Origin of the sequence: Klebsiella sp. CN_Kp100, from assembly GCF_040065315.1 — a bacterium.
In the GTDB taxonomy this organism is placed as follows: Bacteria; Pseudomonadota; Gammaproteobacteria; order Enterobacterales; family Enterobacteriaceae; genus Klebsiella; species Klebsiella oxytoca.
In genome coordinates, this window is the sequence record NZ_JBEAIJ010000041.1 from 100,261 (window position 1) to 126,171 (window position 25,911).

The following is a 25,911-nucleotide window of genomic DNA, read 5'->3' on the forward strand; positions in this document are numbered from 1 at the left end:
GGTTAAATCGCCATCAAAAACCGCCCTCATCGAAGTGAATCCTTCAGCGGTCATCATTAACGGCCTTAATGTTATTGCAAATAGTTATTATTTGCATTAGCGTTATTAACAAATTCTTACAAGGAACTATCGGGCAATGAAAACGGCGTGGAGCGGTCTGCTGCTGGGGTTAAGTGCTTTACCGGCGGCGGCGATGAACTGTGAATCCCCTTCGTTACAGGGAGAGCTGGAGGGGAAGTTCGACGCCAGCGGTGAAGTCTGTTTTGACTTGCCCAGGCTAGGAGAGAACTACGTCGCGGCGACGCTCTCCGGCGTTACCGATGCCCGACTGCTGGATGAACATAACCGCCGTCTGCGCACGCTGCTGGCGGGCGGCCCGGCGGACGGCGAGCAAACCCTGCTATTTTCTCTGCCGGTAAACCGCGCCTCCTCGCTGGTGCTCCACGGTGAAGAAGGAGCCCGCTGGCGTTTTCAGTGGCAGATGCGGGAAACCACCGCGCTGGCCAAAATCCAGACGCTGGACCCGGTCAGCCCGCGCCTGCAGCTGCTGAAGAAGGAACTGGCGGCGGGAGGCTCAACGGCGACTTTCTGGCGGGAGCGTGAACTGGAGGGAACGCCCATGGTGGAATCGGTGGACGCCAGCCATAAGCGGGTGACCTTCTTGTGGCGCGGAGCGAGCCGCAACGTGTTTATTCTGGGTTCGCCGGCGGGGGATCACGATCCGCTGTTTCGTCTCGGTGATTCTGACGTCTGGTTTCGTAGCTACGTCGTACCTGCCGATACCTTAATGCAGTATAAGCTGGCCCCGGATGTGCCGCAGGTAGCCGGCGGCGCGCGCGAGCAGCGGCGGGCTATTCTGGTCAGCGCCCAGGCCGACCCGCTAAACCCGAATAGCGTCAATGCCGCCCACGACCGCTGGAGTCGCTACTCCCTGCTGGCTCTTAACCCCGCGCGTTTTTGCTCGGCGCCGCGGATGGCGCAGCCGCTACGCTACGGGACGCTGACCCGCCATCAGCTGCGCAGCGACTTTTTGCAAAACGCGCGTGAAGTCATGATTTATCGCCCACGTTTGCCGCAGCCCGCGCGTTGGACCCTGCTGCTCTTTGACGGTAAAACTTACCAGGACGAATACCGCTTCGCCAACGTGCTGGACGCCCTGATCGCCAGCCACAGGCTACCGCCGATTAACGTGGTGTTTATCGATAGCCTCGATCATCCGCGGCGGGCAAAGGAGCTGCCGCCAAATCCGCACTTTGCCGATTTTATGGCCCATGAGCTGCTGCCCTGGCTGAACCGCCAGGGGCTCAGCCTGACCCGGCAAAAAACCGTGGTTGCAGGATCCAGCTACGGCGGGCTGGCCGCGTCCTGGGTGGCGCTGCGCTATCCCCGGCAGTTTGGCAACGTACTGAGCCTGTCCGGGTCGTACTGGTGGGCGCCGAAAGGGGAAGAGGCCAGCTGGCTGACCCGACAGTATCAGCACTCGCCGCGCTATCCGGTCCGTTTCTGGCTACAGGCGGGAAGATTTGAGACCCGCGGGCCGGACGGCGGTATTTATGCCAATACGCTTGAGTTCGGGCGGGTACTGAGCGAGAAGGGGTATACGGTGAGCTTTCATCCCTCCTCGAGCGGCCACGATTATGTCGCCTGGTGCGAAGGCCTGATCAACGGTATGCGCGACCTGAGCGGATTAGCGCTCAAGAGAGAACCAGCGACGCCAGACCCAGCGCAGCGCCAGATACTCGATGGCGCCCAGCGCTAAAAACCACAGGCAAAAGATCAGCGTATAAAGCTGGTTGAGATCCATCAGATGGAACGTCGCCACCAGCTTCTGCGCCAGCGTCAGACCCAGCGAGGGCGCCGGCAGCAGCAGACAGGAGAGTAAAGCCAGCAGGAGAATGCCGGCGGCACTCATGAGCGTTTCTAGCGGATGTTTCATTATTTGTTAATCATCAGTTAAAAACATATTGTCCGGTAAAAAGGGAATCAATGCAATATCGTTTCGTACGCAATTAAAATACGCTTTAAGTATTATATTTAAACGTTCTCACTCATTTCTTTGTTAATTATTTTGGGCTTATTTGTGATTAAGTTAATTACGCTTTAATGTAAATTAACGTCATTATTAAGCCAGCGCTTTTACAAAAGTATAGGTGCTATATCCCACCAGAGTAGCGATAATAATGGCCAGCAGAATGTACAGCACCAGGCGGCGTCCGCGATAGATTCCAAACATAGTAGACCTCGTTTAGTTTAGGTTTATTAATATTCTGCAATAGTTGTTCTATAGAATTAACTTACCATAAATTTTGTATTTGCGAGAGATTAAATATTGCGCAAGCTCTAATTATCTCCCGCCTGTTTAAAATTTTTCTCATTGGCCCGGAATGATTCCAGGCTTTCCGCCTCACGGAATTTTAAGGGAGATATATTTTGACCAAAATGATCAAAACTAATAATACCACCCCCTCAGGGGATGTCGCGCCACGCCGGGCATATCAGCAGACGGTTGATGCGGTGCTGGCGCAGAAAAAAAGCCATGTCGACGGGCTCAGCGCCGCTGAAGCCGCCGAGCGTTTGCAGACCTTCGGCCCGAACGCCTTGCCGGAGAAAAAAGGCAAGCCAGCCTGGCTGCGCTTCCTTGCCCACTTTAACGACGTCCTGATTTTTGTCCTGCTGGCCGCCGCCGCGCTCACCGCGGTTATGGGGCACTGGGTCGATACCCTTGTCATTCTTGGCGTCACGGTGATCAACGCCCTGATCGGCCATATCCAGGAGAGCAATGCCGAAAAATCGCTACAGGGCATCCGCAATATGCTCTCCAGCGACGCGCGCGTGCAGCGCAGCGGTAAACACGAAACCATCCCGACCCGCGACCTGGTGCCGGGCGATATTGTGATTCTGCGCGCGGGCGACCGCGTGCCTGCCGATATGCGCCTGATTGAGAGCCATAATCTGCGGGTTGAAGAAGCCATTCTGACCGGCGAGTCGACGGTGGTGGATAAAACCACCGACGCGCTGGAAGGCGAACTGCCGCTGGGCGACCGTACCAATATGCTCTTCTCCGGCACGACCATCAGCGCCGGCGGCGGCGTTGGCGTGGTGACCGCAACCGGCCAGGATACCGAACTCGGCCACATCAACCAGATGATGGCGGGCATTGAAAAGCACCGTACGCCGCTGCTGGTGCAGATGGATAAGCTCGGTAAAGCGATCTTCGTTATCATCCTGGCGATGATGGCTGCGCTGTTCGTCTTCAGCCTGGCGCTGCGCGATATTCCTCTCGGCGAGCTGCTGCTCTCCCTGATTAGCCTGGCGGTGGCCGCCGTGCCGGAAGGCTTACCGGCGATTATCTCGATTATTCTCTCTCTGGGCGTACAGGCAATGGCGCGTCAGCGGGCGATTATCCGCAAACTGCCGACGGTGGAAACCCTGGGCGCCATGACCGTGGTGTGCTCGGATAAAACCGGCACCCTGACGATGAACGAGATGACCGTTAAAGCGATCATCACCGCCGACTGCTGCTACCGCGTCGAAGGCGACAGCTACGAGCCGCAGGGTAACATCTGCCTGGAAGGCAGCAACGAGCCGGTGCAAATTAAACCGGGCAGCGTGCTGGAAACCTATTTGCGCACCATCGATCTGTGTAACGACAGCCAGATGATTCAGGACGAGCGCGGCCTGTGGGGCATTACCGGCGGGCCAACCGAAGGCGCGCTGAAGGTGCTGGCGGCGAAAGCGCGGCTGGAGCCCGTCGATGCCCGCCTGGTCGCGAAAATCCCGTTCGACTCGCAGTACAAGTACATGGCGACCCACCAGAAAATGGGCGACGTCGAGCAGGTGCTGATTACCGGCGCGCCGGACGTGATTTTTGCCCTGTGCCGCCAGCAGATGAGCAAGCAGGGGGCGGTGCCGTTTGAGCCGCAGTACTGGGAAGAGGAGATGGCGCGCTTTGCCCGCCAGGGCCTGCGTATGGTCGCCGCCGCCTACAAACCGGCTGACGTCGGCAGCACCACGCTGTCCCACGACGATCTGCGCGAAGGGCTGGTGTTCCTCGGCATTGCCGGAATGATGGACCCGCCGCGTCCGGAAGCGATCGACGCTATCCACGCCTGCCAGAACGCGGGGATCCGCGTGAAGATGATTACCGGCGACCACCCGCAGACGGCGATGAGCATTGGCCAGATGTTAGGGATCACCAACAGCAGCCAGGCGATGACCGGCTACCAGCTGGAGCACATGGATGACGCCGAGCTGGCGAAAGCCGCCGTGGAGTTCGATATCTTTGCCCGCACCAGCCCGGAGCACAAGCTGCGCCTGGTGAAAGCGCTGCAGGATAACGGTGAAGTGGTTGGCATGACCGGCGATGGCGTCAATGACGCTCCGGCGCTGCGTCAGGCCGACGTCGGGATCGCCATGGGCATTAAGGGCACTGAGGTGACCAAAGAGGCCGCCGATATGGTCCTGACCGATGACAACTTTGCCACTATTGCCAGCTCGGTCAAAGAGGGGCGCCGGGTATACGATAACCTGAAAAAGACCATTCTGTTCATCATGCCGACCAACCTGGCGCAGGGGCTGTTGATTATCATCGCCCTGCTGGCGGGGAACATTATCCCGCTGACGCCGGTACTGATTTTGTGGATGAACATGGCCACCTCCGCCACGCTCTCCTTTGGCCTCGCGTTTGAAGCCGCCGAGCGCAACGCCATGAACCGACCGCCGCGTAAAACCGGCCAGCACGTCATGGATGCCTTCGCCGTCTGGCGCGTCGCCTTCGTCGGCACGATGATCGCCGTCGCCGCCTTTATTCTTGAAGCCTGGCTGGCGCCGCGCGGCCACAGCCCGGAGTTTATCCGCACCGTCCTGCTGCAGATGCTGGTCACCGCGCAGTGGGTCTACATGATTAACTGCCGCAGCAGCGACAGCTTCTCGCTGAATATGGGGCTTCTGCGTAACAAAGGCATCTGGCTGGTGAGCGGCGTGCTGCTACTGATGCAGCTGGTCATCATCTACGTACCGGTGATGCAGACGATGTTTGGCACCGAAGGGCTGCCGCTGCGCTACTGGTTCATCACCCTGGTCATCGGTATCGCGATGTTCCTGGTGGTGGAAGTTGAGAAGCGCCTGACTCGTCGTTTCCGCAAAGCCGCGTAGCGTGTCTGACCCGTCCGGCGTCCCTTCTCCTGCGGGGAAGGGACGCCGCATCGTCGTAAGGAATTCCCCATGAACAAGATCATCCGCTCCGCCCTGCTGGCCTGCGGCCTGGCAGGCTACGCGCTTATCGCCGCCGCCGCGCCGGCCATTCCGGTGCGCGTTGCCACCGTTGAACAAGCGCCGCATGCCGATGAACGGCAAATCTCCGGCCGCGTTGAGGCCATTCACGCCGTCGACGTTCGCGCCCGTACCGAAGGGACGATCGTGCAGCGCCATTTCCAGGATGGGCAGTACGTCAAAAAAGGCGAGCCGCTATTTACGCTGGATGACGCCCAGCCGAAAGCCGCGCTGGCGCTCGCACAGGCCGAACTGAAAAGCGCGCAGGCTTCCCTGCGCCAGGCCCAGCAGCTGTTGAGCCGCTATCAGCAGCTGAAAAATAACCATTCAATCAGCCGTCATGACGTGGATACCGCGCAGATGCAGCGCGATGTCGCCGCCGCCGCCGTAGAGCAGGCGCAGGCGCGCATTACCGCCCAGCAGATAACGCTCGGCTATACCCGCATTACCTCGCCGGTGAGCGGGCGCGTCGGCCATAGTCCTTTTCACGTCGGCAGCCTGGTCAATCCCGCCAGCGGCGTGCTGGTTGAAGTGGTCCAGCTCGATCCGATTCGCGTGGCGTTCTCGCTCGATGAATCCGCCTTTTTCGCGAAAGCAGGGCAGCACACGGATATCGCCGCGATGAAGCAGGCGTGGCTGGCGCAGGTGGAGTTGGATGGACGGCGTGAAGACGGCGTCCTGACCTCCGTTGATAACCGTATTGATAGCCGCACCGCCAGCGTGGCGCTGCGCGCTGAATTTGCTAACCCGCAGCACCGTTTACTGCCGGGCGGCAACGTCACGGTTTTCTTCCGTCCGCAGCAACTTAAGGAGAGCCCGATGATCCCGGCCTCTGCGCTACAGCAGGATGCACTGGGCTTTTACTGCTGGGTCGTAACGGCGAACAACACCGTGACGATGCGCCGTTTAGCGCCCGCCGGTCAGCATGGCCAGAGCTTCGTGGTGGCGGATGGCCTGAAAGCGGGAGAGCGCGTAGTGACGGAAGGTGCCCAGCGCCTGCGTGACGGCGCGGCCATTCAGTTGCTGAGTGAATAAGGGAGAGGGGATGCTGACATTTTTTATCCGACGCCCGCGCTTTGCGATGGTGATTGCCCTGCTGATGACCTTTGTCGGCGCGGTCTCGCTAAAGCTGATCCCGGTCGAGCAGTATCCGCAGATTACGCCGCCGGTCATCAACGTTAGCGCCAGCTGGCCTGGCGCCAGCGCGGCGGACGTAGCGGAAGCTATTGCCGCGCCGCTGGAGACCCAGCTCAACGGCGTCGATCATATGCTGTACATGGAGTCCACCAGTTCCGATGAGGGGACCTACAGCCTGAGCCTGACCTTTGCTGCCGGAACCGACGCCGATTTAGCCGCAATCGACGTGCAGAACCGCGTGTCGCAGGCGGTGGCGCAGCTGCCTGCCGACGTGCAGCAGAACGGCGTACAGGTGCGAAAGCGGGCGACAAACCTGCTGATGGGGGTGAGTCTCTACTCTCCGCTCGGCACCCTGTCGCCGCTGTTTGTCAGCAACTACGCCAGCACCCAGGTGCGCGAGGCGCTGGCGCGTCTTCCCGGCGTCGGGGAAGTGCAGATGTTCGGCGCGCGCGACTACAGCATGCGCATCTGGCTGCGCCCCGACCGCATGAACGCGCTGAATATCACGACCGACGATATTGCCCTTGCGCTGCGCGAGCAGAACGTGCAGGGCGCGGCGGGGCAGGTAGGCACGCCGCCGGTGTTTAACGGCCAGCAGCAAACGCTGACCATCAACGGTATTGGGCGATTAAGCGATGCCGCCGGTTTCGGGCAAATTGTGGTTCGCAGCGGCGAACGCGGCCAGCTGGTACGCCTGTCCGACGTGGCGACTATTGAACTGGGCGCTCGCAGCTACAGCTCCGGCGCGCAGCTCAACGGCAAAGACTCGGCTTATCTCGGCATCTACCCGACGCCCACCGCTAACTCGCTGCAGGTCGCTACTGCGGTACGCGCCGAGCTGACCCGGCTGCATGCGCGCTTTCCGGCGGATCTCACCTGGGAGGTGAAGTTTGATACTACCCGCTTTGTTGCGGCGACGATCAAAGAGATCGGCGTGTCGCTGGCGCTGACCCTGCTGGCGGTGGTGGTGGTGGTCTCCCTGTTCCTGCAGAGCTGGCGGGCGACGCTGATAGTCGCGCTGGCCATCCCGGTGTCGCTTATCGGTACCTTCGCGGTGCTCTACGCGCTGGGCTACAGCGCCAATACCCTGAGTCTGTTTGCGATTATCCTCGCCCTGACGATGGTGGTAGATGACGCTATCGTGGTGGTGGAGAATGTGGAAACAAAAATGGCGGAGGGGCTGGATCGCGGCGCCGCAACCGCCGAAGCGCTGCGGCAAATCGCCGGGCCGGTGATCGCCACGACCCTGGTGCTGCTGGCGGTGTTCGTGCCGGTGGCAATGCTGCCGGGGATCGTTGGCGAGCTGTATCGCCAGTTTGCGGTCACCTTATCGACGGCGGTGACGCTGTCGAGCGTGGTGGCGCTGACCCTGACGCCTGCGCTGTGCGCGCTGCTGCTGCGTCCGCGTCCGGAGCGGCCTGCCGCCATCTGGCGCGGCTTTAACCGCGGCCTGGATACGGTGCGGGACGGCTACGGGCGTCTGGTCGGGGGCATGAATCGCCGTCCCTGGCTGGCGCTGGCGGCGACGGTAGCCGCGGCAGGGCTGGTGGTATTGAGCTTTACCACAATGCCGAAAGGCTTTCTGCCGCAGGAAGATCAGGGTTATTTCTTTGCCAGCGTGCAGCTGCCAGAAGCCGCCTCGCTGGAGCGTACCGAGGCGGTAATGGCCCAGGCGCGGGAGCTGCTGTTGAGGAACCCGGCGGTTGAGGATGTGATTCAGGTGTCCGGTTTTAATATTCTCAACGGCACCAGCGCCTCGAACGGCGGGTTTATCTCCGTGATGCTGAAAGAGTGGCATCAGCGGCCGCCGCTGGACGCGGTGATGGAAAAACTACAGGGCCAGCTGCTGGGGCTGCCGGAAGCGACGATTATGGCTTTTGCGCCGCCGACGCTGCCGGGGCTGGGCAACGCCTCTGGATTTGATTTACGCATTCTGGCGCAGGCTGGACAATCGCCGGCGGAGCTGGAGCAGGTCACCCATCAGGTCCTGCGAATGGCCAACCAGCATCCGCAGCTTAGCCGGGTCTTTACCACCTGGAGCAGCAATGTGCCGCAGCTGACGCTCACCGTCGATCGCGACCAGGCGGCCCGGTTGAACGTACCGGTGGCAAGAATTTTCAGCAGCCTGCAGACCGCGTTTGGCGGCACCCGCGCCGGCGATTTCAGCATCAATAATCGTGTCTACCACGTGGTGATGCAAAATGAGATGCAGTGGCGCGAGCGGGCCGAGCAGATTAGCGAGCTTTACGTGCGTAGCGACAGCGGCGAGCGGGTGCGTCTGAGTAATCTGGTGACGATTACGCCAACGGTTGGCGCGCCGTTTATTCAGCAATATAACCAGTTCCCGTCGGTATCGATAAGCGGTTCGGCGGCTGAAGGCGTCAGCAGTCGGGCGGCGATGGCGGTGATGGAGCAGATTTTACAATCGAATCTGCCGCACGGTTATGACTATGCCTGGAGCGGCATCTCGTGGCAGGAGCAGCAGACCGGTAACCAGGCGGTATGGATCGTGCTGGCGGCGGTGGCGATGGCGTGGCTGTTTCTCGTCGCCCAGTATGAGAGCTGGACGCTGCCGGCGAGCGTGATGCTGTCGGTGCTGTTCGCTATCGGCGGGTCCCTGCTGTGGCTATGGTGGGCCGGTTATGCCAACGATGTGTACGTGCAGATAGGGCTGGTGCTACTGATCGCGCTGGCGGCGAAAAACGCGATTTTGATCGTCGAGTTTGCCCGGGCGAAGCGTGAAGAGGGGATGTCGATCGTCGACGCCGCCCGCGAAGGGGCTACCCGTCGCTTCCGCGCGGTGATGATGACGGCGGTCTCCTTTATCATCGGGATTGTGCCGATGATGCTCGCCACCGGCGCCGGGGCGCAGAGCCGGCGGATTATCGGTACCACGGTGTTCAGCGGCATGCTGGTGGCGACGGCGATCGGCATTCTGTTTATTCCGTCGCTGTACGTGCTGTTCCAGCGCCTGCGCGAGTGGGCGCACCGCCGGATGTAGGTGGCCCGGACCTGGTAGCCCGGACAGGCGCGTCAAGCGCCGCCTCCGGGACGGTGTTGAGGGGTTCCGTTCACTATTATTCCGCAGAAAATGTCTCACCGCGGTAGGTGAACGGGTAAAGGGGGAGAAAACCGTCTCCCCCTTTACAATCCCCGCGGTCCCGCAAAGAAATCGGTGCTACGCACAGCGCTCACCTCCCGGACCTCAGCCTGCGGTCGGCTCAACTCGACCTTACTCGTCCCATCCCTGGGACTCGCCCCTACGGGGCCAGCGCAAGCGCTGTTCAAAATTGCCCCAGGCAATTTTGTCGTGTCTCGATTCGCCTCTGTCCGCCATCCCTGGCGGCCAGCCCTTGTCTTCGGCCCTCCGGTTCGCCGATTTCAGCGGGGGCCAGGGCATCGCTGCATATCACGTCGTTTCAGAGGCATATCCACAGCAGCATAAAAATCTCCCGGGGGCTACTCCCCGCAGACGATGTTATTAAGACTATCTGCTCTCCACCGCGATCATGGTGACGAACGGATGGTACTGCCACGGCACGCTGCCGCCTTTCCGGTACATCTTCGAAATGGTGCCGTCGAGATAGAGCATCTGGCGCACGTTGAGCCTGGATTGCGCGTAGCAGGCGAAATCGTAGAAATTGGTTTCGCGCTCGCTGAGCATAAATACCACTTTGCCATCGCCGGTGATGCCCACACCGTTACGCAACTTGCGCGAGCTGGCGGACGGCTTCAGCCGCCAGTTGATCTTGCCGTTTTCAATTAGCATTGGCCCCGACTGCACGGCGTATTGAATGGCTGGCGACGGCTTGAATTTATCAATGCTGACAATTCCCGCGTTTTGCCCTCGCAGATAAAACACCCCGCCGGGACGAATAAAAAAGTTGCCGCCGCCGGAGGCGCGGTTAAGCGGGATCAACTGCCGGCCTTTCTCGATATACAGCCCCAGCGGCGCGTAGGCTTTATCATAAATTCCGCCGTTCATCGCCATCTGCACCTGCCCGTTGCGGTCGATATCCGCCAGCAGCGAGCGCAGCGACCCCCAGGCTTTGCCGTCCTCTTTTTGCCAGTACATCACAATGCGCTCGCGCTGCGGATCGACGCGATAGCTTTGCAGCGTGAGCGATGGATCGGTCAGCGAGCATTTCCCGCTGGCGAAGGCGGGCAAAGATACCAGTAGCAGCGGCAGAAGAGAGAAAAAGCGCACGACAAGTTCCAGAAAGACGACGAAAGCGTGCAGTATACCCTGTTACCGCCGCTACGCCGTCCAGATCTCGCAGTGCTTTTGCACCAGTCCGATTAAGGAACCGCCGTTGGCGACGAACTCGCGCATCTGCTGCGGCTCGCTGCGAGCCTGCTTCGCCTGGCGCACAATCGCCTCCAGCGCGCTGCCGGCATTCAGCTTATGGGCGCTGGGCGCCAGTTTATCCGCCAGCTGTAGAATTTCTTCGCGAAAGGTTCGCTGTTCGCCGCCGTTCACATCGGTGTTGATCCCATCCAGGCCATAGCGACAGGCCTGATAGCGGTTGAAGGGGTACAACAGGTAATCTTCGGGCTGATGTTTAAACGGCCGTTCCGTCAGCAGCCAGCAGGCAATAATCTGGATAAACCCGGCGATATTTACCGCCTGGGTAATCGTCAGCGGGGTATCCATCACTCGTACCTCAACGGTGCCAAAGCGCGGGCTAGGGCGAATATCCCAGTGCAGATCCTTCATGCTATCAATCATGCTGGTATAGCTAAGACGACGAAACAGGCCGATAAACGCCTGCCAGTTATTGACCCACGGCATCGGGCCGTTATCGGGATAAGCGGCAAAAAGATTAAGCCGCGAGCAGGCAAAGCCGCTATCGGTCCCGTCGAGCCAGGGAGAGGCCGCATTCAGCGCGATAAAATGCGGCACGAAGCGCGACAGGCCGTGCAGAAGATAAATCGCATCATCGCCATTTTGACAGCCCACGTGCACGTGCTGGCCGAAAATAGTCGCCTGCTTCGCCAGGTAACCAAAGTGCTCAACGGTTTTCAGGTAGCGCGGGTTATCGCTGATCTGCTGGCGCTGCCAGCTTTGAAATGGATGCGTTCCGCCGCCGCAGATTTGCACATGATGGCGGGCGGCGGCACGCAGCACCGCCTGTTGGATCGCGCTCAGTTGCGCCGTGGCCTGATGGATATCGCGACAGACGCCGGTGGCGATTTCCAGCATGCTTTCGGTGATGTCATGTTTGGCCTCGCCCGCTTTCAGCGTGCCCTGGACCTCATCAATAAGCGCGGAAGAGTCCTGGCTCAGATCGAAGCCCGGCGGGTTGACGACCTGGAGCTCCAGCTCGATGCCAAGGGTAAACGGCTCGGAGCGGTGAAAATCAGGTAACGGCATGGCGACTCCCTCTTTCTCTTTATCAGAAAGTATAGAAGACAACGCCTCAAACTGATGATTTGCCGAATATTATGAATTTAATTTATAGAAAATAACGCCACGTGATTATCCCTTTCAAAAGAAAGTAAGGCTGGTGCAATCCTGCAACACATTTCCCGTCAGTGGTGCAAAAAGATAAGCTGATTCTATTTTTCAATGAAAATCATCGAGATAATATAAGTCATCCTTATTTTATACGCCGTTTCGCCCTTATTTCCCGCCCTTGCAGAACTGGTATGCATCTTGCCTGTTAGTTAGCGACTTTTATTTAACAGGGACAATGTGATGCTGAAGAAAAAAATATTTTCGCCTGGATGCCATCTCGCCGTTGCTGTTAGCGGGGCATTGGCGTTGTTTGCCAGCGTGTCGGCCCATGCCTCAACTCTGCGGATCGCCATGACTGCCGCCGATATTCCTTTGACCCTCGGGCAGCCCGATCAGGGTTTTGAAGGGAACCGTTTCACCGGCATTCCGCTTTACGACGCCCTTGTTGAATGGGATCTGTCGCAAGGCGAAAAGCCCAGCGGTCTGGTGCCGGGACTGGCAACCGAGTGGCACGTTGACCCGCAAAATCAAAGCCGCTGGATTTTCACCCTGCGCCCGGGGGTTAAATTTCACGATGGCTCGGAGGTCAATGCCGACGCCATCGTCTGGAACGTGGAGAAGGTACTGAATAAAGCCGCGCCGCAGTATGCGCCAGGCCAGATTGGCAACACTCTCTCACGCATGCCGACCCTGACCGGCGCGGAGAAAATTGATGACCATACCGTGGCGCTGACCACCGCCGAACCTGACGCGCTGCTGCCCTACAACATCACCAATCTGTTTATCGTTTCGCCCACCGCGTGGCAAAAGCTGTATGACGCGGTGCCGGCAAGCGCTGGCGATACCGCGGCGCGCAGCAAACAGGCATGGACCGAGTTCGCCGCCCATGCGGTGGGCAGCGGCCCGTTCAAAATGGAAAAACTGGTTCCCCGCCAGCAGCTGATCCTCGATAAGAACCCCGACTACTGGAACAAAGAACGAATTCCACGGGTGGATAAAGTGGTGCTGATCCCGCTGCCGGAAGCTAACGCCCGCACCGCGGCGCTGCTCTCGAAGCAGGTGGACTGGATTGAAGCTCCGGCTCCGGACGCGGTCGATCAGATAAAAGCGCAGGGTTTTAAAATCTATGCCAACACCCAGCCGCACCTGTGGCCGTGGCAGTTCTCCTTTGAAGAGGGATCGCCGTGGAAAGATATTCGCGTGCGTAAAGCCGCCAACCTGTGCCTGAACCGCGCCGAGCTTAAAAGCTATCTCGGCGGCTATATGACCGAAGCGACCGGCGTCTACGAGGCCGACAGCCCGTGGCACGGCAAGCCCACTTTCCAGATCAAATATGACCCTGAAACCGCCCGCAAGCTGATGACCGAAGCTGGCTATAGCGCCGGTAAACCGCTGCACGTCACGGTTGCCACCTCGGCCTCCGGCTCCGGGCAGATGCAGCCGCTGCCGATGAACGAGTACATCCAGCAGAGCCTGAAAAGCTGCTTCTTTAACGTCGACATTAAAGTTAATGAATGGAACACCCTGTTTACCAACTGGCGTCTCGGGGCGAAAGATCCATCGGCGAAAGGGATCGACGCGATCAACGTTAGCGCCGCAGTTAACGATCCCTATTTCGGCATGATCCGCTTCTCCACCGCGAAAGCCTTCCCGCCGGTAGCGACCAACTGGGGCTATTTCTCGACGCCGGAAACCGAAAAGCTGGCGGCGGCGGTAAAGCACGCGTTTACCCCGGCTGAAATGGATAAAGCCGCGGGCGAACTGCACGCCGCGCTGGTCGATCAGGTGCCGTTCCTGTTCGTCGCTCACGATGTCGGGCCAAGGGCGATTTCGCCTGCCGTCACCGGAGTGGTGCAGCCGCAAAGCTGGTTTATCGACCTTAGCCTGGTGAGCAAAAAAGAGTAATTGATTCGGGAGCAAGAGATGATCAATACCCTGCTATATCGCATCCTGCTGGCCGTCCCCACCATGCTCGGGGTCGCGGTGATCTGTTTTATGCTGGTGCAGATAGCACCGGGCGACCCGCTGGTGTCGGTGATGCCGCCGGACGCCTCGGAATCGCTGCGTCAGACCTTAATGCAGGCCTACGGCTTTGATAAACCGCTGCCGCTGCAGTTTGTGCACTGGCTATGGCGGGCGCTGCACGGCGATTTGGGCATGTCGGTCGCCACCGGCCGTCCGGTCATCGACGAGGTCATGACGGCGGTGACCTACTCTCTGCGTCTGGCGCTGCTGGCGACGGCGATCGGATTTGTACTGGGTAGCCTGTTTGGTTTTGTCGCCGGCTATTTTCGTAACAGCATTATTGACCGCCTGGCCTCGGTGCTGTCGGTATTCGGCGTCAGCGTGCCGCACTACTGGCTGGGGATGCTGCTGGTTATCGTTTTTAGCGTCAAATTCGCGCTGCTACCGGCAACCGGCGGCGGGCCAATCGGCGAGGTGGGCTGGCAGTGGGACTGGGAACACCTGCAGTTCATGCTGCTGCCGGCCTTCACGCTGTCGGTGATCCCGACCGGCATCATCGCCCGCACCGTTCGTTCGCAGGTGGCGGACATTCTCAGCCAGGAGTTTATCGTCGGCCTGCGCGCCCGGGGGCTCAACGAATCGCGGATCTTTCTGCACGTGGTGAAGAATGCCGCTCCGACCGCGCTGGCGGTGATGGGGCTGCAGGTCGGCTATCTGATGGGCGGCTCGATTCTGGTGGAGACGGTTTTCTCCTGGCCCGGCACCGGCCTGCTGCTGAACACCGCCATTTTCCAGCGCGACCTGCCGCTATTGCAGGGCACCATCTGGGTACTGGCGCTGTTCTTTGTCCTGCTCAATCTGCTGGTGGATATGCTGCAAACCAGTCTCGACCCGCGAATTAAGAGGAGCTGACGATGGTGGATACCGTGACGACCAAAGGCATTGCCGTCCCTGCCAGGACGGTTGCCAGGCAAGGCTACTGGCGCGGCGTGTTTGGCCGCCTGCTGCGCGACCCGGGCGGGGTATTCGTCGGCGCGATCATTCTCGTTCTGCTGGCGCTGGCGCTGTTCGGCCCCTGGCTGATCGTTAAAGATCCGTATCAAACGTCGATGTTTTTACGCCTCAAGCCGATCGGCACCGACGGCTTTCCGCTGGGCTCCGATGAGCTCGGGCGCGATATGCTATCAAGGCTGATTCTCGGCACAAGGCTATCGCTGTTTATGGGGATTGTCCCGGTGGTGTTGGCCTTTTTTATCGGTGGGGCCATCGGCATTATCGCCGGCTATGCGGGCGGCAAAACCAACACCCTGATCATGCGCACCGTGGACGTATTTTATGCTTTTCCCTCGGTGCTGCTGGCGATCGCGCTTTCCGGCGCGCTGGGCGCGGGCATCGGTAACGCGCTGCTATCGCTGACCCTGGTGTTCGTGCCGCAGGTGGCGCGTATTGCCGAAAGCGTCACCGCGCAGGTGCGGCATATGGACTACATCGACGCCGCCCGGGCCACCGGGGCCAGCGCGTTCACCATTATTCGCGTCCAGGTGCTGGGCAACGTGCTGGGGCCGATTTTCGTCTTCTCCACCGGCCTGATTTCGGTGTGCATGATCCTCGCCTCCGGGCTCTCATTTCTCGGCCTCGGGGTTCGTCCACCGGAGCCGGAGTGGGGGTTGATGCTGAACACCTTGCGCACGGCGATTTATACCCAGCCGTGGGTGGCGGCGCTGCCCGGTCTGATGATTTTTATCACCTCCATTTCGTTCAATATCCTCGCGGACCGCCTGCGTGCGGCAATGGCGATTAAGGAGTAAGCGATGCAACCCTTTACGAATATCGACCTCGGCGGGCCGGCGCAGCCGCTGCTCAAGGTTAACAATCTGCTGAAGCATTTTCCCGCCGGCGGCGGCAAAGTGCGCGAAGTGGTACAGGCGGTGGATGACGTCAGTTTTTCGGTGATCAAAGGCGAAACCCTCGGCGTCGTGGGGGAGTCGGGCTGCGGTAAATCGACCACCGCCCGGCTGCTGATGCAGTTGCTTAAGCAGGACAGCGGGGAGCTGATCTTTGACGGCCTGGAAGTAGGCTCATCGCGCCTGCCGATGAAAGCGTATCGCCGCCAGGTACAGATGGTTTTCCAGGATAGCTACGCCTCGCTCAACCCGCGCATGACCATGGAAGAGAGCATTGCCTTCGGTCAGCGGGTACACGGCGTCAGCGCCAAAGAGGCCAGCGAGTACGCCCGCTACCTGCTGGCGCACGTTGGCCTTGAGCCGGGACGTTTTGCGCACCGCTATCCGCACGCGCTCTCCGGCGGCCAGCGCCAGCGCGTGAATATCGCCCGCGCGCTGGCGATGAAGCCCAGGCTGGTGATCCTCGACGAGGCGGTCTCAGCGCTGGATAAATCGGTAGAAGCTCAGGTTCTGCAGCTGTTGCAGGAGCTGAAGCGGACGCTGGCGCTGACCTATGTGTTTATCAGCCACGATCTGCATGTGGTGCGCTGGCTGTCGGACCGCATCCTGGTCATGTATCTCGGCGAGGTGGTGGAGATTGGCCCGGCGGAGCAGCTGTTTACCGCCTCGGCCCACCCCTATACCCGGGCGCTGTTAAGTTCGATGCCGTCGATGGACCCGCATAATCGCACCTTAACCTCGCCGCTGAGCGGCGATCCGCCCAGCCCGATTTCTCCGCCCTCCGGCTGCCGCTTTCATACCCGCTGCCCGCATGCCAGAGCGGTGTGCGCGGAGGTGAAACCGACGCTCGAAAGCGTCGGCGAGGGGCACCTGAGCGCCTGCCTGATGGCACAGCCCGCGTCGCCCTGGCAGCAAAAAATCGCCATTCAGGAGGTGAGCCATGTCGCATGAAGCTTACGTCCATATCCGCGACCTGCGGGTTGAGTTTCGCCGCGACGGTCAGACGGTCAACGCGGTCAACGGCGTCTCCTTTGATGTACAAAAAGGCGAGGTGATGGCGCTGATCGGCGAATCTGGCTCCGGTAAAAGCGTCACCCTGCGCGCCCTGATGCGCCTGCATCCGCCAAAAAGCAGCGTGCTTTCCGGCACGCTGAGGGTCGGGGAAGAGGAGGTGTTGAAGATGAGCGCCGGGCAGCTGCGGCGCTACCGCGGCGCGCGCTGCGCGATGATTTTCCAGGAGCCGCTGCTGGCCTTCGACCCGGTCTATACCGTGGGCCAGCAGATTGTCGAAGGGCTGCGTCGCCATGAAGGCCTGTCGCGACAGGCGGCGCGGGAAAGGGCGCTCGAGGCGCTGCGCCAGGTACGCATTCCGAGCCCCGAGCGGCGGCTGGATGCTTACCCGCACGAGATGTCCGGCGGAATGCGCCAGCGGGCGATGATTGCCCTCGCGCTCTCCTGCAACCCGCAGCTGCTGCTGGCGGATGAGCCAACCACCGCGCTCGATGCCACGGTGCAAATACAGATCCTGATCCTGCTGCGCGAGCAGCAAAAGCAGCGCGATCTGTCGATCATTTTTGTGACCCACGATATCGGCGCGGCGGTGGAGATCGCCGACCGGGTGGCGGTAATGTACGCCGGACGCATCGTGGAAGAGGCGTCGATTGAGGAGATTCTGTATCGTCCGCGCCATCCCTATACCCAGGTGCTGCTGGGCAGCCGACCGAAAGAAGGGCTGAAAAAGGGCGACGCGCTGCACTGTATCCCCGGCTCGCCGCCGGATCTCTCGCGTCTGCCGCCCGGCTGCGCGTTCGCCGATCGCTGTCCGCACGCGCGCCCCGCCTGTGCGCAGAGCCAGCCGGCTACCGAACCGGCCGGGCCGCGTCACGTGGTGAGCTGCCATCGCTGGCGGGAGCTGAGTGCGTCCGTTAAAAACCAGGCGCTGTACGCCTGAAGCCATGAGGAAAGCAGTATGCAGGATGATATTCGCGCTTTTATGCCCTATCCGCCGCATCCGGTGGCGCATGCGCTAAGGGGGCCGCTGAGCGGGTTAACTTTTGCGGTCAAAGATCTGTTTGACGTAGCGGGCTACCCCACCGGCGGCGGCAATCCGCATCTGCTGGCGCTGTCCGGGGTGAAAACCCGCACCGCGCCGGTGGTGCAAAAATTATTAGATAACGGCGCGCGCTTTATCGGTAAAACCCATACCAGCGAGCTGGCGTATTCGATGAGCGGGCACAACGTGCATTACGGCACTCCGCGCAACGGCGCCGCGCCGAATCATATCCCCGGCGGATCGTCGTCCGGCTCAGCGTCGGCGGTATCGAACGAGGCGTGCGACTTTGCCCTCGGCAGCGATACCGGCGGCTCGGTACGCACGCCGGCAAGCTACTGCGGACTGTTTGGCCTGCGCCCGACCCATGGTCGACTCTCCCTCGACGGCTGCCAGCCGCTATGCGCCACCATGGATACCTGTGGTTTCTTTGCCCGCTCGCCGGAGGTCTTTTCCACCGTCGCCGCCTGTCTGTTCGACGATGAGCGAGCGGATATCACCGGCGTGCGGCTGGCCAGCCATGAAGAGCTGTTTTCCCGCCTGCCGCTGCGCAGCCAGCAGGCGCTGCTGCCGGTCCGCCAGGCGCTGGCGCGCTTTTTCGGCCCGGTAACGCCGCTCGGCGCGCCGCTGCCGGACGTGGATGATATCTATCTCGCCTTCCGCCAGATTCAGGGCTACGAAGCCTGGCAGGCGCAGGGGGAAACCATTGAGCGCTACGGCCTGCAGCTGGGGCCGGACGTCCGCGAGCGTTTTTTCTGGGGCAAAGCGGTCACCCGCGCGCAGTTTGACGCAGCCTGCCAGCAGCGCGAGCGTTTTACCGCCTGGTGGGACGCGCAGTTGGGCGATGCGGTCCTGGTGATGCCGACCGTTCCCGACGGCGCGCCGCTGCTGACGGCGCAGGCCGAAGAGATAGAGGCGGTCCGCCGCCTGTCTCACGATCTGCTGTTAATTTCCGTCATGACCCAACGTCCGCAGGTGACGCTGCCGGTCGCCCGGACGGGCGGCCTGCCGCTGGGAATTTCATTTTTGGGCCCGCGCGGCAGCGATCGTCTGCTGGTCGAGCTGGCCGCCGCGTTTATGCAAGGAGACCGAAATGAGCAGTGATGTCCTTTTTACTCCGATAACCGAAACCACCGCCTGCCGCGTCAATGGCGCACGCCTGTGGGATTCGCTGATGACGCTGGCGGAAATTGGCGCCACGCCGAAGGGAGGCTGCTGCCGTCTGACGCTGACCGATCTTGACCGCCAGGGACGGGATTTGGTGATTAGCTGGGCGCAGGCGGCCGGGATGAGCGTCACCGTCGATAAAATCGGCAACGTATTTATGCGCCGGGAAGGGCGTAATCCGGCGCTGCCGCCGATTGTCTCCGGCAGCCATATTGACACCCAGCCGACCGGCGGCAAATTTGACGGTAACTACGGCGTGCTGGCGGCGCTGGAGGTGGTACGTACCCTGAACGATCGGGAGATTGAAACCGAAGCGCCGATTGAAGTGGTGTTCTGGACCAATGAAGAGGGGTCGCGCTTTGTACCGGTGATGATGGGCTCCGGCGTGTTTGTCGGGGTATTCCCGCTGGAGACCATCTACGCCGCGCAGGATGCGGACGGTAAAACCGTGGGCGCGGAGCTGGCGCGTATCGGCTATATCGGCAGCCAGACGCCGGGCGACCATCCGGTTGGCGCCTACTTTGAAGCGCATATTGAACAGGGGCCGATTCTTGAAGATGAAGAGAAAATTATCGGCATTGTGCAGGGCGTGCTGGGGATCCGCTGGTATGACTGCGTGGTGACCGGCCAGGAGTCCCACGCCGGGCCGACGCCGATGCGCCTGCGTCAGGATGCGTTACAGATAGCGACCCGCATTATGCAGGAAGTGGTGGCGATTGCCGGGCGCAGCGAGGAAGGGCGCGGTACGGTTGGAAGAGTGCAGGTCTATCCGAACAGCCGTAACGTAGTGCCGGGAGAGGTCACTTTTTCGATTGATATGCGCAATATCAGCGATGCGCTGGTGGATGAGATGGACCGCCAGCTGCGGGCGTTTATCGCCGGGGTCGAGCGGGAGAGCGGCCTGAAGGTGGCGTTAAAAGAGGTGAGCCACTATCCGGCGGCACCGTTCCACCCGGAGTGCCAGGCGGCGATCGCCGACGCCGCGCAGCGGCTGGGGTATCCCGCGCGGGAGATTGTCTCCGGCGCCGGACACGACGCGGTGTATATGAGCTATCTGGCGCCGACCGGGATGATTTTTATCCCCTGTAAGGACGGGATCAGCCACAACGAAATTGAATATGCGTCGCCGGAGCACGTTGAGGCCGGCGCGAACGTGCTGCTGCAGGTGATGCTGCAGTACGCGCGGGTAGTGTAACCGGTTGTCCTCCCCGGTCGCGCTGCGCTTACCGGGGCTACTGGTAGTAGCCCGGACAGGCGCAACGCGCCGCCTCCGGGAAGGTGTAAAGGGTTTCCGTTCACCGCTATACCGCGGGGCGGTAGCCCGGGTAAGGCGTTTACGCCGCGACCCGGGATTTCCGGGCTACAAGGGCAATACAGGCTAGCGGCCAAATTTGCGCGAACCGATAACGCACAGAATCACGCCCAGGGTTACGGTCAGCATCAGTGGGCTGACGGTTTCGTGCAGCAGCGCGGCTGACAGGCCAAGCCCGAAGAACGGCTGTAATAGCTGAAGCTGTCCGACGGCGGCGATACCGCCAGCGGCCAGCCCTTTGTACCAGAAAATAAAACCGATAAGCATGCTAAAGAGCGACACATAGCCGAGCGCAATCCAGGCGGAAACCGAGATGGCGCTCCATGACGCTGGCCGGGTGAGTAACGAGGCGATCAGCATAAAAGGCAGCGCCATAATCAGCGCCCAGCTAATCACCTGCCAGCCGCCAAGCTCCCGGGTCAGCTTAGCACCCTCCGCATAGCCGAGGCCGCAGGCGACCACCGCCGCCAGCATCAGCAGATCGCCGCTCAGCGACGCCGCAGCTTGTTGCGTCAGGGCGAAACCCACCACCAGCAGGCTGCCAATAACGGAAAAGATCCAGAAAGCGCGGCGCGGACGTTCTCCGCCGCGCACTACGCCAAAAATGGCCGTCATCAACGGCAATAGCCCGATGAAAACGATCGAATGCGCTGAAGTGACGTGGCGCAAAGCCAGCGCCGTGAGCAGCGGAAAGCCGATCACCACCCCTGATGAGACGATGGCCAGGGGGACAAGCTGCGATGCGCGCGGCCATTTCTGGCGCAAGCCGACTACCAGCGCGATAGCGAGGAGGCCGGCGATGGAGGCGCGCAGAAAGGTTAGCAGGAACGGGTCCATATCCAGCACCGCCAGGCGCGTTGCGGGCAGCGAACCGCTAAAAATAATGACGCCCAGTAAACCATTAAGCCATCCGGACCACGGCCCGGGAACCGTTTTATGAACCGCTGAATCTACCACGCTAACCTCGCTTAGTGGGGTGGGCTGTGCTCGCTTGAGCCATGACTGCGCCGATGGTAATGTGGTCAATCCAATACAATCAAATTATTGTCATAGATACATTCACCGATGAAAGCCCGATACAAAGCGGTTGTCGACAGATACGCGCAGGCGATTCAGAGCGGACAGCTGCCGGCCGGAACCCGCCTGCCGACGCATCGTACGCTTGCCGCCGACGAAGGGATCTCGTTGGCCACGGCCACGCGCGTTTATCATGAACTGGAAGCGATGGGGCTGGTCAGCGGCGAAACCGGTCGCGGCACCTTCGTGCGGGACATCGCGCTACCGCCGGGACACGGTGTCGATCAGCAGGCGGTGGCAGCCGATGTTGTGGATCTCAACTTCAACTATCCTTCGCTGCCGACGCAGGGGGATGCGCTGCGCGAGGCGCTCAGGCAGCTGGCGGGGGTAGGGGATATCGAGGCTCATCTGCGCTACCAGCCGCATGGCGGACGGCTCCCGGAACGTGAAATTATCGCTCGCTATCTGACCAGCAGCCGCTTTGCCCCTGACGCGGAAAATGTGCTGATCGTCAACGGCGCCCAGCACGGTCTGGCGGTGACCGTGATGGGGCTTCTGCGGCCGGGGGACGTGGTGGCGGTCGATGCGCTCACCTACTCGGGTTTTAAGGTTCTGGCGGCGCTGTATCATCTGGAACTGGCGGCGATCCCCTGCGGCGCGGACGGACCGGATCTGCATGCGCTCCACCGGCTATGCCAGCAGCGGCGCGTCCGGGCGGTGTATACCATGCCGACGCTGCACAATCCGCTGGGCTGGGTGCTCAGCCCTCGCCAACGGCAGACGCTGGCGGAACTCGCCCGCCAGCACGACCTGCTGATCGTTGAAGATGCCGCCTATGCCAGCCTGGTGCGCAATCCGCCGCCGCCGCTGGTGAGCTATGCGCCGGAAAGAACGGTATATGTCACCGGCTTCTCGAAAAACGTCGCTACCGGTCTGCGCGTAGGGACGGTCATCTGCCCACCTCGCTATCGGACTGAGATTGAGCGCGCCATACGAGCGACGACGTGGAATACGCCGTCATTGATGAGCTCGCTGATCTGCGCCTGGATTGAAGATGGCACGGTTGCACGCTTTGAAAATGAGAAACGCCAGGATGCGCGGCAGCGGCAGCGGCTTGCCCGTGAGGCGCTCGACGGGCTGCCCTTCGTGAGCCATGAGGATTCGTACTTTCTCTGGCTACCTCTGGGCGAAGAGAGTCGGGCCGATCGGCTGGCGAAAACGCTGATGGCGCGCCATATTTCCGTGTCGACCGCCGAACCCTTCTGCGTTGCCGCAACTGTTCCGCAGGCGCTGCGCATCGCCCTCGGTTCTGTTCCGCTTGATACCCTGCGCGCGGCGCTGGTCGAGGTTCGCCAGGCCGTGGCATTTGAACAATACCGCTAGCCCATCTGCGCCAGCTGGCCGCGCAGCACCTCCACGCCTTGTTCGATGGCGTCAGGGTTAATGGCGTGAAAGCCCATTCGGAAAAAGTTATCCGGCGGCGCGTCGCTGAGAAAATGCCGGGCGCCGGGCTCGATCAGCACCCCGGCGTGGGCGGCGCGCCAGGTCAGCTGCTGGGTGTTGATTTGCTCCGGGGTGGCCAGCCAGAAGGCATTGGCGTGTTCGCTGCCGGGGATGATTTGGCATTCTGGCAGGTGCTGCCGCAGCGCGTTATTGAGGCGCTCCCAGCGCTGGGCAGAGTCGTAATGGTAGCGCCGCAGGTGGGTTTCATAATGACCCTGGGCGAGAAAATGGGCCATCTGATACTGAATGTTGGTTGGCGGATGACGATACACCAGCCGCCGCAGCGCCCGGGCTTCGTCAATCAGATCCGGGTCAGCGACCATAAAGCCCAGCCGCAGGCCAGGCGAGAGCGCCTTTGACAGGCTGCTCACGTAGATCACTCGTCCGCAGCGATCGCTGGCCTTCAGCGCCGGCAGCGGGTTGAGCATAAAGTTACTTTCAGAGTCGTAATCGTCCTCAATAATCACCGCATCATGGCGGGCGGCATGCTCCAGCAGCTGGCTGCGGCGCGCTTTGCTCATCGCCACCCCGGTTGGCACCTGATGCCCGGGAGTCACATAGTAGTAATCGCAGGGGGCGTCATTAAGGACGATCCCCTGTTCATCCACCGGATGCGGCACGATATCGGTATCGGCAAGCAGAAAAGTGTTAATAGCCTCGCGAAAACAGGGATTCTCCACGCCAACGCGCGTGCCGGGGGACATCAGCAGGCGGGTCAGCAGGTACAGCGCGTTTTGCGAACCGAGGGTTATCAGAATCTCGTCCGCCGAGGCGACAATTCCGCGTTTGGGCAGCACCCGGGTGCGGATCTGCTCAATCAGCATCGGCACGTCCCGATCGATATGATCCACCACCCACTCCGGGTCCCTTACGCCGCCGTGCAGCCAGTTCGCCGCCGAGCGCCAGGTCGCCAGCGGGAACTGGCGGGTATCGGGCTGACCGTAGATAAACGGATAGCGGTAGTTCATCCAGCCGGCCGGTTTGAGAATCGACTCCTGCTGACTGGGGGTAATTTGCAGCCGCGTGCCCCAGCGTGGTGCAGAACCCGCGTCCTGCGGTGCAGCTTCCGTTACCGTGGAGGGAGCTGCGTGCTGATAATCCGCATGCAGGTAATAACCGCTGCGCGGGCGGCTCACCAGATATCCCTCGTTAACCAACCCCTCAAACACCAGCGCCGTGGTGTTGCGCGATACCCGCAGCTGGCTGGCCAGCTGGCGGCAGGAGGGGAGCGGCGTGTCGGCGGAAAAAATGCCGCCCAGAATGGCGTTAATCAGCGTTTCGCGCACCTGCTCCTGCAAACCGCGGCGCGGGTCGAAATCAACGTGTAACCGGTGTCGGATCATGGCTGGCTCCTTACTCAAACGCTCTGTACAGGAACCGGAGCAAATTCCATACCACCCTGAGAATGACTGACACATCCGCACGATGAATCTGGCTCTATCCGGAAATTTAAAACGCTCCCTACAGTAAAAACGTATTCATCAGTCGCGGACCGGAACTTCCGTCGGCACATATTTTGCAAAACCTTTTCATGTTCTGGAATGAACACGTCTGGCGAATTAATTAGGGGTGAATTAATGAACAAATCATTAGGTTCAATTTGTCTGGGCGCCATCATGGCGATGGCCTTTTCTTATCACGCAGCCGCCGCAGATCTTCCGGAAATAGAAAAATCCGGCACCCTGAAAGTCGCGACCGAAGATGATTACGCGCCTTTTAACTTTATGAATAACGGCCAGGCGGATGGCTTCAACAAAGATATGCTCAATGAATTACGTAAATACGCGAAATTCAACGTCGACCAGAGCATTCTGCCATGGACCGGATTATTGGCGGCGGTCTCCACCGGGCAATACGACATGGCGTTAACCGGCGCGGTGATTACCGATGACCGTCTCAAGGTCTTTGATTTCACGCCGCCGTGGGCGTCAGCGCAGCACTATTTTGTCAAACGCGCGGGTGATAATTCCCTGAATACCATTGCCGAACTGAGTGGGAAAAAAGTGGGCGTTCAGGCGGGCAGCGCGCTGCTGGCAAGGCTGCCAGAACTGAAAGCAATGCTGGAGAAAACCGGCGGTAAGCTGGGGCCGGTGGTGGAGTATCCCTCCTATCCTGAAGCCTACGCCGACCTCGCCAACAAACGCCTGGACTACGTGATTAACGTGGTTATCTCGGTCAACGACCTGGCGAAGGCTAAGCCGAAGGTGTTTGCCAAAGGTCTGGCGGTATCCGGCCCGGGCTATATGGCGTGGCCGATCCCGAAAAACTCGCCGCAGCTGCTGGCCTATATGACCAAATTTATGAACCACATGAAGGAGACCGGCAAGCTTGCGGAACTCCAGAAAAAGTGGTTTGGCGAAACCTATGACGACCTGCCGACCGAAGCGATTACCAGCCCGGAACAGTTCCATAAATTAGCCGGGCTGTAATGAGTTCTGCGGCGGGAAACCGCCGCCTGTTCAGGTGAAGGAGGGCTTCATGGATGCAATTTCCTGGCAGTTACTGATTGAAGGCGCATGGACGACCCTCTGGATTTCGGCCATCGCCATTGCCTTTGGGGTGGTGATTGGTCTGCTGATCGCGCTGGTGCGCATGCTGCGTATCCCGGTTATCGATCAGCTGCTGGTGGTCTATATCAGCCTTGCCCGCGCGACGCCGCTGGTTACGCTGGTGCTGTTCCTGTTTCTTTCTCTGCCGACCGTCGGGATTAATCTCGATAAAAACGTCGCGGCGATTGTGGCGCTGACGCTCAACACCTCGGCCTTCAACGCCGAAATCTGGCGCAATGCCTTTCGCACTTTCCCCCGCGAACAGCGGGAAGCGGCGGAGTCGGTAGGGATGCGCCGCTGGGCTTACTTCCGCTACATCATGCTGCCGCAAATGTGGATTGAAAGCCTGCCCGCGCTGGTTAATGAGATGTCGTTCCTGATTAAGGGCAGTCCCGCCATTGCGGTGATTGGCGTGGTGGATTTGACGCGCGTGACCAACCGAATTTCTTCGGTCACCTATGAGCCGCTTTCGCCGATTCTGGCGGCGGGTCTGCTGTACGTGGTGATTATTGGCCTGCTGCTGAAACTGCAGGGGATGGCCGAGCGTAAAGCGAAGCGTCTGGCACGATAAAGAGAGG

19 protein-coding genes are annotated in these 25,911 nt (G+C 60.4%); 14 read left to right on the forward strand and 5 right to left on the reverse strand.

The window, feature by feature from the left end; genetic code table 11:
• Window positions 1–136 precede the first annotated feature (136 nt).
• Window positions 137–1,759 (forward strand): alpha/beta hydrolase-fold protein, encoded by a 1,623-nt coding sequence (locus ABLV12_RS17645; RefSeq protein ID WP_023320518.1) that lies wholly within the window; start codon window positions 137–139, stop codon window positions 1,757–1,759.
• Here ABLV12_RS17645 and ABLV12_RS17650 read toward each other — a convergent pair.
• The gene (locus tag ABLV12_RS17650) at window positions 1,688–1,936 is read right to left on the reverse strand and encodes a DUF1158 domain-containing protein (RefSeq protein WP_004100000.1); all 249 of its coding nucleotides are present in this window, start codon (window positions 1,934–1,936) and stop codon (window positions 1,688–1,690) included. The genes ABLV12_RS17645 and ABLV12_RS17650 overlap by 72 nt on opposite strands.
• A 503-nt stretch (window positions 1,937–2,439) precedes the next feature.
• Here ABLV12_RS17650 and ABLV12_RS17655 point away from each other — a divergent pair.
• The 3 genes from ABLV12_RS17655 to ABLV12_RS17665 all read left to right on the forward strand — a co-directional run bounded on the left by ABLV12_RS17655 (window position 2,440) and on the right by ABLV12_RS17665 (window position 9,409).
• Window positions 2,440–5,154, forward strand: coding sequence for a cation-transporting P-type ATPase (locus ABLV12_RS17655; protein ID WP_097365599.1), 2,715 nt, complete (start codon window positions 2,440–2,442; stop codon window positions 5,152–5,154).
• A 69-nt stretch (window positions 5,155–5,223) separates the two neighbouring features.
• Window positions 5,224–6,306 carry an efflux RND transporter periplasmic adaptor subunit gene (locus tag ABLV12_RS17660; RefSeq protein ID WP_016809129.1) on the forward strand — a complete coding sequence of 361 codons (1,083 nt, stop codon included), beginning with the start codon at window positions 5,224–5,226 and terminating at the stop codon, window positions 6,304–6,306.
• Between the two features lie 10 nt (window positions 6,307–6,316).
• Window positions 6,317–9,409 (forward strand): efflux RND transporter permease subunit, encoded by a 3,093-nt coding sequence (locus ABLV12_RS17665; protein ID WP_049591165.1) that lies wholly within the window; start codon window positions 6,317–6,319, stop codon window positions 9,407–9,409.
• A gap of 486 nt (window positions 9,410–9,895) precedes the next feature.
• On the opposite strand, the gene ABLV12_RS17670 is transcribed toward ABLV12_RS17665, so the two are convergent.
• Both ABLV12_RS17670 and ABLV12_RS17675 read right to left on the reverse strand, forming a co-directional pair.
• Window positions 9,896–10,627 (reverse strand): phosphodiester glycosidase family protein, encoded by a 732-nt coding sequence (locus ABLV12_RS17670; RefSeq protein WP_168217107.1) that lies wholly within the window; start codon window positions 10,625–10,627, stop codon window positions 9,896–9,898.
• Window positions 10,628–10,666: 39 nt separating this feature from the next.
• A complete protein-coding gene (locus tag ABLV12_RS17675) occupies window positions 10,667–11,782 on the reverse strand; it encodes a YbdK family carboxylate-amine ligase (protein WP_064344999.1) in 1,116 nt (371 codons plus the stop codon).
• 324 nt (window positions 11,783–12,106) lie between these two features.
• On the opposite strand from ABLV12_RS17675, the gene ABLV12_RS17680 reads away from it, so the two are divergent.
• The 7 genes from ABLV12_RS17680 to ABLV12_RS17710 are packed head-to-tail and all read left to right on the forward strand — an operon-like array spanning window position 12,107 to window position 20,147.
• The gene (locus ABLV12_RS17680) at window positions 12,107–13,771 is read left to right on the forward strand and encodes an ABC transporter substrate-binding protein (protein WP_004111180.1); all 1,665 of its coding nucleotides are present in this window, start codon (window positions 12,107–12,109) and stop codon (window positions 13,769–13,771) included.
• An 18-nt stretch (window positions 13,772–13,789) separates the two neighbouring features.
• On the forward strand, window positions 13,790–14,743 hold the full coding sequence (locus ABLV12_RS17685; RefSeq protein ID WP_004111182.1) for an ABC transporter permease: 954 nt from the start codon (window positions 13,790–13,792) through the stop codon (window positions 14,741–14,743).
• A 2-nt stretch (window positions 14,744–14,745) separates the two neighbouring features.
• A complete protein-coding gene (locus tag ABLV12_RS17690) occupies window positions 14,746–15,639 on the forward strand; it encodes an ABC transporter permease (protein ID WP_016809132.1) in 894 nt (297 codons plus the stop codon).
• 3 nt (window positions 15,640–15,642) lie between these two features.
• Window positions 15,643–16,686: an ABC transporter ATP-binding protein gene (locus ABLV12_RS17695; RefSeq protein WP_224358242.1), complete on the forward strand. Its 1,044-nt coding sequence runs from the start codon at window positions 15,643–15,645 to the stop codon at window positions 16,684–16,686.
• On the forward strand, window positions 16,676–17,686 hold the full coding sequence (locus ABLV12_RS17700; RefSeq protein ID WP_004100016.1) for an ABC transporter ATP-binding protein: 1,011 nt from the start codon (window positions 16,676–16,678) through the stop codon (window positions 17,684–17,686). Before ABLV12_RS17695 ends, ABLV12_RS17700 begins: the two co-directional genes overlap by 11 nt.
• 18 nt (window positions 17,687–17,704) lie before the next feature.
• The gene (locus tag ABLV12_RS17705; protein ID WP_348867191.1) at window positions 17,705–18,889 is read left to right on the forward strand and encodes an amidase; all 1,185 of its coding nucleotides are present in this window, start codon (window positions 17,705–17,707) and stop codon (window positions 18,887–18,889) included.
• A complete protein-coding gene (locus ABLV12_RS17710; RefSeq protein WP_348867192.1) occupies window positions 18,879–20,147 on the forward strand; it encodes a Zn-dependent hydrolase in 1,269 nt (422 codons plus the stop codon). Before ABLV12_RS17705 ends, ABLV12_RS17710 begins: the two co-directional genes overlap by 11 nt.
• 183 nt (window positions 20,148–20,330) lie before the next feature.
• Here the strand turns inward: ABLV12_RS17710 and ABLV12_RS17715 are convergent, their stop codons facing one another.
• Complete coding sequence (locus ABLV12_RS17715; protein WP_195606994.1) at window positions 20,331–21,221, reverse strand: DMT family transporter; 891 nt, start codon at window positions 21,219–21,221, stop codon at window positions 20,331–20,333.
• A gap of 108 nt (window positions 21,222–21,329) precedes the next feature.
• On the opposite strand from ABLV12_RS17715, the gene ABLV12_RS17720 reads away from it, so the two are divergent.
• The gene (locus ABLV12_RS17720; protein WP_348867193.1) at window positions 21,330–22,664 is read left to right on the forward strand and encodes a PLP-dependent aminotransferase family protein; all 1,335 of its coding nucleotides are present in this window, start codon (window positions 21,330–21,332) and stop codon (window positions 22,662–22,664) included.
• On the opposite strand, the gene ABLV12_RS17725 is transcribed toward ABLV12_RS17720, so the two are convergent.
• Window positions 22,661–24,127 carry a PLP-dependent aminotransferase family protein gene (locus tag ABLV12_RS17725; RefSeq protein ID WP_016809446.1) on the reverse strand — a complete coding sequence of 489 codons (1,467 nt, stop codon included), beginning with the start codon at window positions 24,125–24,127 and terminating at the stop codon, window positions 22,661–22,663. The genes ABLV12_RS17720 and ABLV12_RS17725 overlap by 4 nt on opposite strands.
• A gap of 234 nt (window positions 24,128–24,361) precedes the next feature.
• Here ABLV12_RS17725 and ABLV12_RS17730 point away from each other — a divergent pair, with 234 nt between their 5' ends.
• Together ABLV12_RS17730 and ABLV12_RS17735 are read left to right on the forward strand one after the other, a co-directional pair.
• On the forward strand, window positions 24,362–25,213 hold the full coding sequence (locus tag ABLV12_RS17730) for a transporter substrate-binding domain-containing protein (RefSeq protein WP_160885808.1): 852 nt from the start codon (window positions 24,362–24,364) through the stop codon (window positions 25,211–25,213).
• A gap of 49 nt (window positions 25,214–25,262) precedes the next feature.
• Window positions 25,263–25,904: an amino acid ABC transporter permease gene (locus ABLV12_RS17735; protein ID WP_004100025.1), complete on the forward strand. Its 642-nt coding sequence runs from the start codon at window positions 25,263–25,265 to the stop codon at window positions 25,902–25,904.
• Window positions 25,905–25,911 lie beyond the last annotated feature (7 nt).